This window comes from Neisseria sp. RH3002v2f, from assembly GCF_014596375.1.
Lineage (GTDB): Bacteria > Pseudomonadota > Gammaproteobacteria > Burkholderiales > Neisseriaceae > Neisseria > Neisseria cinerea.
The window spans coordinates 25,828-38,857 of sequence record NZ_MAYZ01000012.1; the positions used below are offsets into that span (position 1 = coordinate 25,828).

Below are 13,030 nucleotides of genomic sequence, written 5' to 3' on the forward strand. Positions count from 1 at the left end.
AATTTGATTTGTATCAAAAAAACGGCGATGGTTGATTCATATAATATCAATATTAAAGAGTATCGGTATATCGGGGATAGTCATGTCCTGCTTTTCAATCAAACGTATGTCCGCGTTTCGGGCACAGATGACGGCGTTTTTTGCCGCCCTTATCCTTTTAATATCGGCATTGCCTGCCCATGCGGAGCGCTTGCCTGAATTTCTGGCGAAAATACAGCCTTCGGAAATCTTTCCGGGGGCGGACCGTTACGGCAAACCGGAAGGTAAGCCCATGGTCGCCCGCGTTTACAAAGGCGACGAGCAGCTCGGTCTGGTTTATATTACAACCGATGTGGTTAATACGCGCGGTTATTCGAGTAAGCCGATTGATACGCTGATGGCGCTGGCTAAAGACGGTACGATAGCCGGGGCGAAATTGGTTGATCACCATGAGCCGATTATGCTTATCGGTATTCCGCAGTCGCGTGTCGATAAATTCATTGATAAATATATCGGTCTGAACTTTATTAAAAATCCTCCGACTCCGGGTGTGGCGCCGGGCGACATTATCAGCGGTGCGACAGTTACGCTGATGGTTATCAACGACAGTATCCAGCGTTCATACAAGGTCATTGCCAACCAATACCGGTTGGGTTCGGATAAGGCCCTTCAGACGGCATCTGCTTCCGATGTTCAGGAAGCCGCGTCTGCAGCAGAAACTCGTCCGCGCCGTATGGCAAATCCCGACAAGCAGGACATTTTGTCTTGGGACGAACTTTTGAAACAGAAGGCTGTCGGTCATCTGCATATTACGCTCGATCAAATCAACAAACTTTTTGAGAAAGGTGGCAAGGCCGGCGTGGCCGATCATGCCGAACAGGGCGCTCCTGATGATACCTTCATTGATTTATATACGGCTTTGGTCAGTCAGCCCTCCATCGGTAAAAGCCTGTTGGGCGAGGATGGTTGGGCACATCTGCAAAAACGGCTGAAACCTGGTCAACAGGCGGTTTTGGTTGCAGGAGAGGGTCGTTACTCATGGAAAGGTTCTGGCTATGTGCGCGGCGGTATTTTCGACCGTATCGAGATGATTCAGGGAGAGACCAGCTTCCGTTTTACCGATGCTCAACACGAACGCGTAGTTGCCCTGTCTGCCGCCGGTTCGCCGCGTTTTAAAGAAGTTTCTTGGTTTACCATCCCTGAAGGCGTAGAGTTTGACGGTGCGGAGCCGTGGCGTCTGCAATTAATGGTTCAGCGCGTATTGAGCGTGAACGATAAAGCCTTCGTTACTGCTGATTTGGATTACGAATTGCCTCAGGGTTATTATGTCGATGATCCTAAAGCGCCGCCCGTAGAAATCAGCGCGCCTGTCGAAGCCGTGCCTGCCGCGGCATCCGATACCGCTTCAGACGGCATTGCCGAAGATGCGTCAGCTGAAAACGGTGTATCCAACCAATTATGGAAACAGATTTGGAAAGCGAAACAGGGGCAGATTATCGTTGTCGGCATTGCACTGACCATATTGTTACTGGTGTTTTTGTTCCAAGACTGGATTGTGCGTTACGAAAAATGGTATGACCGCTTCCGCCTCGCCTTTTTGACCTTCACGCTCTTCTATATCGGCTGGTATGCGCAGGCACAGCTTTCGGTCGTCAATACGCTGACGCTGTTTTCCGCCATCCTTACCGAATTTCATTGGGAATTCTTCCTGATGGATCCGATTGTATTCATCCTTTGGCTGTTCACGGCTGCAACCATGCTGCTGTGGAACAGGGGAACATTTTGCGGTTGGTTGTGTCCGTTCGGCTCATTACAGGAATTGACTAACCGGATTGCAAAAAAACTGGGTGTGAAACAGATTATCGTACCGCATATGCTGCATACCCGCTTGAGCGTTATCAAGTACCTGATTTTCTTCGGGCTCTTGGCAATCTCCCTGTATGATTTGGGTACGGCGGAAAAATTTGCAGAAGTCGAACCCTTCAAAACGGCGATTATCTTGAAATTTGTACGCGAGTGGTGGTTTGTCGCATTTGCCGTTGCTCTTCTGGTTGCAGGGCTGTTTATCGAACGTTTCTTCTGCCGTTATCTGTGTCCGTTGGGAGCCGGTATCGCGTTGCCGGGCAGATTCCGCGTGTTTGATTGGCTGAGACGTTATAAAATGTGCGGTAATCCCTGTCAAATTTGTACGCATGAATGCCCTGTACAAGCGATTGCCCCGGAGGGAGATATCCATCCGAACGAATGTATCCAGTGTCTGCATTGCCAAGTCATGTACCACCACGATACGCGCTGTCCGCAAGTTGTGGCAGTGAATAAGAAAAAACAAAAACAGGCTGCTGCAAAATCAGGGGAATTGGAGAGTGTATCCAAGCAGCCGCAGGAACAGGTTGTCCATTTTGTCAAATCCGAAACGGCGCAATCTGAAAAATAAGCATCCGTAGGAAGCCCGAAGCCAAAGTGTTAGGCGGGCAGGGCTTCCACGGTAGGAGAACAAAATTTTTTCCCATCGGCAGGTCGTCCGAAAACCGGTTTGCCGTATTTTATCCAAGGAGTGTTGTATGTCAGACGAAAAATTAGAACAAAACGGCTTGAGTCGTCGTTCATTCTTAGGTACGGCCGCTGCTTCCGGTGCAGGTATTGCCGGTGCGGGCCTGTTAGGTTTGGCGGGTTGCTCTAAAGACGGCGAACAGGCTGCCGCTTCTGGCGCCGCCCCTGCCGCCAAGGAGCATGGTGAAGCCAAACCGGGTCAATTGTCTTCCGAAGTCGGTCCGGGCGAGCTTGATCAATATTACGGTTTCCTTTCCGGCGGTCAGTCCGGCGAGATGCGCCTGATTGGTCTGCCTTCCATGCGCGAACTGATGCGTATTCCCGTGTTCAATATGGACAGCGCGACCGGTTGGGGACGTACCAATGAGAGCTTGAAAGTCCTCAACGGAAATATTACCGAAGAAACACGTAAATTCTTACAAGACAGCGGTCTGCGTTGCTACCCCAACGGCGACTTGCACCACCCGCACTTGTCGTTTACCGACCAAACCTACGACGGCCGCTATGCTTACGCCAACGATAAGGCAAACAACCGCGTCTGCCGCGTGCGTCTGGATGTGATGAAAACCGACAAAATTATCGACATCCCTAATGCTTCAGGTATTCACGGTCTGCGTCCGCAACGTTATCCGAAAACCGGTTACGTTTTTGCCAACGGCGAACACATTACTCCTGTTAGCGGCGTAGGCAAACTGGATGATGCAAAAACCTGGAATGCAGTGTATACCGCTATCGACGGCGAAACCATGGAGATCGCATGGCAAGTATTGGTTGACGGTAACCTGGACAACGGCGATGCCGACTACCAAGGCAAATATTCGTTCTCTACCTGCTACAACTCCGAGCGCGCGCTGACCGTACAAGGTGCGTCTTCCAACGAGCAAGACTGGTGCGTCGTTTTCGACCTGAAAGCTATTGAAGAAGGTATTAAAGCAGGCGACTTCAAAGAAGTTAACGGTGTGAAAATGCTGGACGGCCGCGCTGAAGCCAAATCCAAATACACGCGTTATATCCCTGTGCCGAACTCTCCTCACGGCTGTAACGCAAGTCCTGACGGTAAATACATCATGCTCAACGGTAAACTGTCTCCAACCGTTACCGTATTGGATGTCAGCAAACTGGACGATTTGTTTGCAGGCAAAATCAAAGAGCGCGATGTGGTCGTAGCCGAACCGCAACTGGGTCTCGGCCCGTTACACACTGCATTTGACGGTCGCGGCAATGCTTATACGACATTGTTTATCGACAGCCAAATGGTGAAATGGAATATTGACGATGCGATCAAAGCCTACAAAGGTGAGAAAATCGATCCGATCAAACAAAAACTCGACGTTCACTATCAACCGGGCCACAACCATACGACCATGGGTGAAACCAAAGAAGCCGACGGTCAATGGCTGGTGTCTTTGAACAAATTCTCTAAAGACCGCTTCTTGAATGCAGGTCCTTTGAAACCCGAGTGTGACCAATTGATCGACATCTCCGGCGACGAAATGCGTCTGGTGCATGACAATCCGACTTTCGCCGAACCACACGACTTGTGCTTGGTTGCTGCGTCTAAAGTGAGCCCAAGCAAAACTTGGGACCGCAAAGACCCATGGTTCTGGCAGGATGCTTTGGAGCAGGCGAAAAAAGACGGCGTTGAGCTGGAAAAAGCTGCCAAAGTCGTACGCGAAGGCAACAAAGTACGCGTGTACATGACTGCCGTTGCGCCTGCTTACAGCGTTCCTCAATTTGAAGTGAACCAAGGCGACGAAGTAACCGTATACGTAACCAACGTTGAGACCATTGAGGACTTGACTCACGGCTTCACTTTGGAAGGCTACGGTATCGCTATGGAGATTGGCCCGCAAGCGACATCTTCCGTAACCTTCAAAGCTGTCCGTCCGGGCGTGCACTGGTACTACTGCCAATGGTTCTGCCATGCATTGCACATGGAAATGTCCGGTCAGATGATTGTTCATCCCAAATAATGAGCATGATGACTTGATATAGAGAATGCCGTCTGAAGACAACCGGTTTTCAGACGGCATTTATAGCCAAACCGTTTGCGGTATACATCCAGACGGTTTCGCTATAAAAACAGATCCATTTGAATCATGTTTCATTTTGTTTTGCCATACCGAACGAAACAGAGGAACACCACCATGCACACATCCGCACTCCGTACATGGCTGAGGGCCGTGCTGATACTTACCGGCGCCAGTATTTTTCAGACGGCATCGGCAGCCGTCGTCCACGTTTCCCCGCAAGACAATCTTGCCGAAATTCTTGTCCGTGCCCATGAGGGCGATACACTTAAACTTGCTTCCGGCGTATATAAAACCAAACTTCATATTGACAAACCGATTACGATCGAAGGGCCTGCCGACCGTTCCGCAACCGTGGAAGGGGACAGGAGCGGCCGTACGATAGCTGTGCATGCGCCGGACGTAACGCTCCGCAATCTGACCGTTACACGATCCGGTATGAGCCTGCCTGCAATGGATGCCGGTATTTATCTCGAAGAAACCGCCCCGCGCGCCCTGATTGAACACAACAATATTTTTGATAATTCGGTCGGCGTATATCTGCATGGTTCTGCCGATGCGATGGTACGCGAGAATAAAATCGTCGGCGATGCAACTTTGCGCGTGAATGAGCGCGGCAACGGCGTTACCGTTTGGAACGCACCCGGTGCGCAAGTTGTCGGTAACGACATTTCCAAAGGACGGGACGGCATTTTTTCCAATACCAGTACATACAATACCTATAAAAACAACCGCTTCAGCGATTTGCGTTTCGCCGTCCACTATATGTACACCAACGACAGTGAAATCAGCGGCAATATTTCCGTAGGCAACAATATGGGATATGTGCTGATGTTTTCAGAGCGGCTCAAAGTATTCGACAATATTGCCGTCGGCAGCCGCGACCAGGGCATCATGCTCAATTATGTCAACTATTCCGATATTCACGACAACATTATCAACAAGGCAGGCAAGTGCGTATTTGCCTATAATGCCAACTACGATAAACTTTTCGCCAATCATTTTGAAAACTGTCAAATCGGCATACACTTTACCGCCGCCATCGAAGGTACGTCTTTGCATGATAATTCCTTTGTCAATAACGAAAGTCAGGTCAAATATGTCAGCACGCGTTTTCTCGACTGGAGCGAGGGCGGACACGGCAACTACTGGAGCGACAACAGCGCATTTGATCTTGACGGCGACGGCTTTGGCGACAGTGCGTACCGCCCCAACGGGATTATCGACCAAATCATCTGGCGCGCGCCGGTTGCACGTCTTCTGATGAATAGTCCTGCAATCAGCATCGTCAAATGGGCGCAGGCGCAATTTCCCGCCGTTTTGCCCGGAGGCGTGGTGGACAGCAAACCGCTGATGAAGCCTTATGTTGCCAAAATCCAAACACGCTATCATGCAATGAAGGACGAGTTGCTCAAAGAAGCCGAAACACGGCAGTCGGAATGGGGCAAGGCGGAAAACGGTTCTCTGAACTAGTCTGTTTCAGACGGCATCCGGATTCAAATGCCGTCTGAAAACACAAAAGGAAAAACCATGACCACACATCATGTCGAATTGAGGAATGTAACCAAACGGTTCGGTACGCAAAAAGCGGTCAACCAAGTTGATTTGGTTTTGAAGGCCGGAGAAAGCGTCGGGCTTGCCGGACACAACGGCGCGGGTAAATCCACCATCATGAAGTTGATACTCGGGTTGATTACCCCGACCGAAGGTGAAGTGATGCTTTTGGGCGAACGTACCGGCAGTAAAGCGGGAGCGCAGCTGCGCAGTCAAATCGGCTACCTGCCTGAAACTGTTGCGCTGCACCCCTCGCTGACCGGCATCGAAACGCTGGACTTTTACGCGAAACTTAAGAAACAGCCGCTCACACAAAACCGCGGGCTGCTTGAGCGCGTCGGCATTTCCCAAGCAGCACACCGCCGCGTCGGTACTTACTCTAAAGGTATGCGCCAACGCCTTGCCCTGGCACAAGCCCTGCTGGGCGAGCCCAAAGTCCTGCTGTTTGACGAACCGACAACCGGTCTTGACCCTGCATCACGACAAATGTTTTACGAAGTCGTACGCGAACTCAACGGTCGAGGCGCAACCGTATTGCTCAGTACCCATGCCCTTGCAGAATTGGACGGACACGCCGACCGTATCGTCGTGATGAAAAACGGCGTTAAGGTTGCCGACGGGAGCATGGACGAATTGCACATCCAAAGCGGACTGCCGCTGACCGTCAATATCCGCCTCAATGCGCCGCGTACCCTGAGCGGACGCTGGCAGCCGCTTTCAGACGGCATTTCTTACCGGGCACAATGTCAGGCGGAAGAACGCATGAACCTTTTGGGCGAGCTGGGCAGCCTGTCCGACCTTGCCTATCTCGATATCCACACCCCGACGCTTGATGAAATGTACGCACAGTTCTTGAAAAGGGAGGACGTATGAACCCTGTTTGGATTATTACCGGCAAAGAAGTCCGCGACAGCCTGCGCAACCGTTGGGTTCTTGCCGCCGCCCTCTTGCTTGCCGCACTCGCCCTTTCTTTAGGTTTTCTCGGCAGCTCGCCCACCGGTTCGGTCAAGGTCGACCCGCTGACCGTTACCGTCGTCAGCCTGTCGAGCCTGTCTATTTTCCTGATTCCGCTGATTGCCATGCTGCTCTCCTACGATGCACTGATTGGGGAGATTGAGCGCGGTACGATGGCGCTTCTGTTGAGTTATCCTATTTCGCGTAATCAAATACTTGCCGGCAAGTTTATCGGACACCTCATCATCCTCGCCCTTGCCACTGCTGCCGGTTACGGATTGGCAGGCATTACGCTGCAACTTGCCAACGGCAGCTTTGATATTGCCGCCTGGAAACCCTTTGCATTGTTGATTGCCGCCAGCGTCATCCTCGGTGCGGCTTTTCTGTCCATGGGCTACTTAATCAGTGCAAAAGTCAAAGAACGGGGTACGGCGGCCGGTATTTCCATCGGTGTGTGGTTATTTTTCGTCGTCATCTTCGATATGGCCCTACTGGGTATTCTGGTTGCCGACTCGCAGCAGGTTATTACCGCGCCTGTCGTTGAAACAGTGCTTCTGTTTAATCCTACCGACATCTACCGCCTGCTCAACCTGACCGGTTATGAAAATACTGCTATGTATGCAGGTATGGCGGGTTTGAGCGGACAAATCAGCCTGACGGTTCCTGTTTTGCTGACCGCGCAGGTTTTATGGGTTATTATTCCGCTTATCTTGGCAGCCAGAATTTTTGGAAAGCGACAAATATGAAAAAAACCCTGTCGGCAATTGTTGCCGTTTTCGCCTTAAGTGCCTGCCAGCAGGCAGAAGAGGCGGCGCCTCCTTTACCTCAGCAGATTAGCGATCGTTCGGTCGGACACTATTGCAGTATGAATCTGACCGAACACAACGGCCCAAAAGCCCAGATTTTCTTGAACGGCAAACCTGACCAGCCAGTTTGGTTCTCCACCATCAAGCAGATGTTCGGCTATACCAAACTGCCCGAAGAGCCTAAAGGCATCCGTGTTATTTACGTTACCGATATGGGTAATGTTACCGATTGGACAAATCCCAATGCCGACACGAAGTGGATAGATGCGAAAAAAGCCTTTTATGTCATTGACAGTGGCTTTATCGGCGGTATGGGTGCGGAAGACGCGCTGCCGTTCGGCAACAAGGAGCAGGCTGAAAAATTTGCAAAGGATAAAGGCGGTAAGGTTGTCGGTTTCGACGATATGCCTGATACCTATATTTTCAAATAATATTGACACAACCGGCCGAAACTTTAAAAAGAAGTTTCGGCCGGTTTTCCTTTTCTTGTCCGATATAGTGTCGGCAGGTAAGAATCTTCACATCCCGCCGTAATTCGGTCCGCTTGCGCCTTCGGGGCAAATCCAAGTGATGTTTTGCGTCGGGTCTTTGATGTCGCACGTTTTGCAGTGAACGCAGTTGGCGGCGTTGATTTGCAGGCGCGGGCTGCCGTTTTCTTCGACGATTTCATACACGCCGGCCGGACAATAGCGCGTTTCGGGCGAGGCGTATTCTTTGTAGTTCACGTCTATCATCGTTTGCGGATTTTTCAGCACCAAATGGTCGGGCTGGTTTTCTTCGTGTGCGAGATTGGCGAGGAAGACGCTGCTTAAGCGGTCGAAGGTCAATATGCCGTCGGGCTTCGGATAATCAATCGGCTTGCACGCGGCGGCTTTTTTGAGCTGCTCGTTGTCTTTGCCGTGATGTTTCAAGGTCCACGGGGCTTTGCCTCTGAAAATCATCTGGTCGATGCCGGTATAGATTGAGCCGAGGTAAACGCCCCATTTGAATGACGGACGGACGTTGCGCGCGGCATAAAGCTCTTGATACAGCCAGCTTTGTTCAAAATGTTGCTGATAATCCGCCGCTTCTTTGCCGCTGTCGAAACCCTCTGTTTCTTCAAGGTTTTCCAACAAGGGGAACACGACTTCGGCGGCAAGCATGGCAGACTTCATCGCGGTATGAATGCCTTTGATGCGCGGCATATTGAGGAATCCAGCCGCATCGCCGACCAAAACGCCGCCCTTGAACGAGAGCTTCGGCAGACTTTGCAAACCGCCTTCAATCAGCGAACGCGCGCCATAAGCAATGCGGCGGCCGCCTTCGAAGGTTTTGCGGATTTCGGGATGGGTTTTGAAACGTTGGAACTCTTCAAACGGCGACAGATAAGGGTTTTGATAGTCCAAACCGACCACGAAACCGACGGCAACTTTGTTGTCGTCGAAATGGTAAACAAACGCGCCGCCGTAGGTTTTGCTGTCCAGCGGCCAGCCCGCGCTGTGTACCACCAAGCCGGGCTGATGTTTTTCAGACGGCACTTCCCAAATTTCTTTAATGCCCAAGCCGTAAGTTTGCGGCTGGCTGTTTTGGTCGAGTTGGAAACGTTCGATGATTTGTTTGGAAAGCGAACCGCGACAACCTTCGGCAAACAGGGTTTGCTGTGCCCAAAGCTCCATGCCGGGCTGGAATGAATCGGTCGGCTCGCCGTCTTTTCCAATGCCCATATTGCCGGTCGCAATGCCTTTGACCGAACCGTCTTCGTGATACAGCACTTCGGCGGCGGCAAAGCCTGGATAAATTTCCACACCCATATTTTCCGCCTGCTCTGCCAACCAGCGCACGACTTCGCCCAAGCTGACGATGTAGTTGCCGTGATTGTCGAAGTTGGGGGTAACGGGCAGGTTGAACGCTTTTTTCTCGGTCAGGAACAAAACCTTGTCCTGCGTTACCGCACGCGTCAGCGGCGCGCCTTTTTCTTTCCAGTCGGGAATCAACTCATTCAGCGCAATCGGGTCAATGACCGCGCCCGCCAGCGAATGTGCACCCGCCTCTGAACCTTTCTCCACCACGCAAACGCTGATTTCACTCCCGTTCTGTTCGGCAAGCTGCTTGAGTTTGATGGCGGCGGACAAACCCGACGGGCCTGCGCCGACAATCACGATATCGTATTGCATACTGTCGCGGGTGATGGATTCTGTCATGGCGGTTCCTATTGTTTATTATCGATTCTAAAACGGGCAATTATACAACGCAGACAGTTGCTTACCAAATAAAACAATGCCGTCTGAAATAGCTTCTCATGCATTCAGACGGCATTTGCCCTCATATGGGCGTGAATATTTTTTATTGGTGGTTTGTATCCATACTTTTCAAGTTGGGAAGATGGCAGGATATTTTGCTGATTTTGTCAGATTGGATTCAAAAATCGGTAACGGCGGTTTTGGGTGGTTTAGAAACAGACGGCCGTGCACGATGTCAAAATGCCGTCTGAAGAGTTTCAGACGGCATTCGGGTTGGAGGGTTATTTCATGGCTTCGCTCATTGCCTTGATATTGTGGCGGTACATGCCGATGTAGGTGTCTGCGGGTGCGTTGCCGAGTGCGTCGGAATACAGTTTGCCGCTGACGTTGACACCGGTTTCTTTGGCGATGCGGTCAACCATGCGGGTATCTTTGATATTTTCGGTAAATACGGCTTTGATGCCTTCGCGTTTGATTTGTCGGATGATGGCGGCGACTTGTTTAGCTGAAGGCTCGGCTTCGCTGCTTACACCTTGCGGGGCGATGAACTCGATATGGTAACGTTTGCCCATATAGGAAAAGGCATCGTGTCCGGTCAGGACTTTGCGTTTGGCGGCAGGGACGGCATTAAATGCGGCTTGTGCGTCGCTGTGCAGTTTTTTAAGCTGCATTTGGTAGTTGCCCAAGCGTTGTTGATAATAAACTTTGCCTTCGGGGTCGGCCTTTATCAGGGCTTCGGCGACGTTTTGGGCATAGGTGGACATGAGGACGGGGTCGTTCCAGACGTGCGGGTCAAATTCGCCGTGGTCGTGGTGGTGTCCTTCGTGGTCATGGTCGTGATCATGATGGTGTCCGCCTTCTTCCTCTTCGGCTTTGAGGGGTTTGATGCCTTTGGCTGCTTCGGCATAGGATACTTTGCTTTGTTTGACGGCACGTTGTACATCGGCAGCTTCGAGACCTAAACCGTTAATCAGGACAAGTTTTGCACTGCGGATTTTTTTAATGTCGCCACTGGTCATGTGATAGGCATGAGTATCTTGGTTGGCTCCGACCAAACTTTGTATGGATACGCGCTCTCCGCCGATTTGTTTGGCCACATCGCCTAAAATGCTGAAACTGGTTACAACCGGAAGAGGGGCGGCAGTTGCGGCAGTGGTCAGTAATGCGGCGATTAGGGTGAGTTTGGGGTGTTTCATGACTGTTCTCCTGTGATATAACGTAACATTCATTATGGTAAAACAAGCTGCCTGTTTGTTCAAGCAGCCTGCCGTGTCAGGTGGTATGGTGGCGGTGGTTTTTGAACCATTTGGGCAAGATGCCGCCTTCTTTGCCGAGTATGATGGAAAGTAGGTAGAGGGTGCTGCAGCAGAGGATAATGGCGGGTCCGGAAGGGATTTCGATGTGGTAGGAAATAAGTAGTCCGGTAAAACCGCAAAAGAGGGCAATGAGGACAGATAAAAGAATGAGCATCCCCAGATTTCTTGCCCATAAGCGGGCGGTGATAGCAGGCAGCATCATGAGACCGACCGACATGAGGGTACCGAGGGCTTGGAAGCCGGATACGAGGTTCATGACGACAAGGATGAGGAAAGTAACATGCCAAAGTCCGCCTTTGCCGTTGACGGATTTGAGAAACAGGGGATCTATGCTTTCCAGTACGAGGGGGCGGTAGATGACGGCAAGGGTAATGAGCGTGAGGCTGGAGACGGCGGCGATGAGTTGCAGTGCGGGAATATCGACGGCAAGTACAGAGCCGAAAAGGAGGTGGAGCAAATCGACGCTGCTCCCGTTTTTGCTAACGAGAACGACGCCGATGGCGAGGCTGCTCAGGTAAAAGGCAGCAAAGTTGGCATCTTCTTTGAGCGTGGTAAAACGGCTGACGAGTCCGGCAAGCAGCGCCATCAGCATTCCTGCAACTACGCCGCCCAAGCCCATCGCGGGCAGGCTCAGGCCTGCAAACATATAACCGACGGCTGCTCCGGGAAGGACGGAGTGACTCAGTGCGTCACCTATCAGGCTCATTCGCCGCATGACGAGGAATACGCCGACAGGAGCGGCACTAAGGGCAAGGCAGAAGGCGGATGCGAGGGCGTAGCGCATAAAGTCAAATTCTGCAAAGGGTGTGATAAGCAGGTCGTAGGGAGTCATAGTGTTTGGTACGGGGACATGGTTTTAGATGGTATTATGAAGCGCACCAGTCAGGGCTTTCCTGTTTCTGCATCTTGGCATTGGCTTGGGCAAGATAGGCTTCCGTCAGTATGGTTTCAGTTGCACCTGCCGCAATTTTTTCACGTGCCAGCAGCATAGTGTTAGGAAAGTAGGCACGGACTTGTTCGTAATCGTGCAAAACGGCAATGATAGCGTGTCCGTTGCAATGACATTTTTGCAATACGTCGAGAAGCTCGTAGGTTGTCCGTGCATCAACGGCATTGAAGGGTTCGTCCAGAAGTAGGAATTTGGCGTTTTGAACCAGCATTCGGGCAAAAAGGACACGCTGAAATTGTCCGTTTGAGAGATAGGCAATCTGACGGTCGGCAAACCGTTGCATTCCGACGCGCTTCAAGGCTTCGTGAACACGTTGCTTTTGAGTTGAGTTTATGCCTTTGAAAAAGCCGATTTCATACCAAAGCCCCATTGCGGCCAAGTCGAAAACGGTCATAGGTTGAGAGCGGTCGATGTCGGACTGCTGGGGAAGGTAGGCAATGTTTTGACGGGTTAGTCCGTCCAGCCGGATGCTGCCTGTGTCGAGAGGCTGCAATCCCATCAAGGATTTAAGAAAAGTAGACTTTCCTGCGCCATTGGGACCGAAAACCGCCCACATGCTATGTTCTTCAAAAGTAATGTCCACATGGTGCACGGCAGGTCGGCGGTGGTAGCTGACCGTTAGGTTTTCAACGATGATACTCATGCGGATATTGCCCAAAAGTAAGTTCCCCAT

The 13,030-nt window shown here is 51.3% G+C and carries 10 protein-coding genes; 6 read left to right on the top strand and 4 right to left on the bottom strand.

Features of this window, described 5'->3' with window-relative positions; translation table 11 throughout:
- The first annotated feature begins 127 nt into the window (after positions 1 to 127).
- The 6 genes from BBW69_RS00865 to BBW69_RS00890 all read left to right on the top strand — a co-directional run bounded on the left by BBW69_RS00865 (position 128) and on the right by BBW69_RS00890 (position 8,304).
- Complete coding sequence (locus tag BBW69_RS00865) at positions 128 to 2,413, top strand: NosR/NirI family protein (RefSeq protein ID WP_188210298.1); 2,286 nt, start codon at positions 128 to 130, stop codon at positions 2,411 to 2,413.
- Between the two features lie 127 nt (positions 2,414 to 2,540).
- The gene (nosZ, locus tag BBW69_RS00870; RefSeq protein ID WP_188210104.1) at positions 2,541 to 4,502 is read left to right on the top strand and encodes a TAT-dependent nitrous-oxide reductase; all 1,962 of its coding nucleotides are present in this window, start codon (positions 2,541 to 2,543) and stop codon (positions 4,500 to 4,502) included.
- 174 nt (positions 4,503 to 4,676) lie between these two features.
- Entirely contained in the window at positions 4,677 to 6,032 is a 1,356-nt protein-coding gene (locus tag BBW69_RS00875) for a nitrous oxide reductase family maturation protein NosD (protein ID WP_188210105.1), read from the top strand.
- A gap of 57 nt (positions 6,033 to 6,089) precedes the next feature.
- On the top strand, positions 6,090 to 6,986 hold the full coding sequence (locus BBW69_RS00880) for an ABC transporter ATP-binding protein (protein ID WP_188210299.1): 897 nt from the start codon (positions 6,090 to 6,092) through the stop codon (positions 6,984 to 6,986).
- Positions 6,983 to 7,813 (top strand): ABC transporter permease, encoded by an 831-nt coding sequence (locus BBW69_RS00885; protein ID WP_107959918.1) that lies wholly within the window; start codon positions 6,983 to 6,985, stop codon positions 7,811 to 7,813. Before BBW69_RS00880 ends, BBW69_RS00885 begins: the two co-directional genes overlap by 4 nt.
- Positions 7,810 to 8,304, top strand: coding sequence for a nitrous oxide reductase accessory protein NosL (locus BBW69_RS00890; protein ID WP_003675778.1), 495 nt, complete (start codon positions 7,810 to 7,812; stop codon positions 8,302 to 8,304). Before BBW69_RS00885 ends, BBW69_RS00890 begins: the two co-directional genes overlap by 4 nt.
- 87 nt (positions 8,305 to 8,391) lie before the next feature.
- Here the strand turns inward: BBW69_RS00890 and BBW69_RS00895 are convergent, their stop codons facing one another.
- The 4 genes from BBW69_RS00895 to BBW69_RS00910 form a co-directional block, all read right to left on the bottom strand.
- Positions 8,392 to 10,053: an electron transfer flavoprotein-ubiquinone oxidoreductase gene (locus tag BBW69_RS00895; RefSeq protein WP_188210106.1), complete on the bottom strand. Its 1,662-nt coding sequence runs from the start codon at positions 10,051 to 10,053 to the stop codon at positions 8,392 to 8,394.
- Between the two features lie 320 nt (positions 10,054 to 10,373).
- A complete protein-coding gene (locus BBW69_RS00900) occupies positions 10,374 to 11,288 on the bottom strand; it encodes a metal ABC transporter solute-binding protein, Zn/Mn family (protein WP_188210107.1) in 915 nt (304 codons plus the stop codon).
- A gap of 76 nt (positions 11,289 to 11,364) precedes the next feature.
- Positions 11,365 to 12,240, bottom strand: a complete 876-nt coding sequence (locus tag BBW69_RS00905; RefSeq protein ID WP_188210108.1) for a metal ABC transporter permease — start codon at positions 12,238 to 12,240, stop codon at positions 11,365 to 11,367.
- A gap of 34 nt (positions 12,241 to 12,274) precedes the next feature.
- A complete protein-coding gene (locus BBW69_RS00910) occupies positions 12,275 to 13,000 on the bottom strand; it encodes a metal ABC transporter ATP-binding protein (protein WP_188210300.1) in 726 nt (241 codons plus the stop codon).
- Between the last annotated feature and the right edge of the window lie 30 nt (positions 13,001 to 13,030).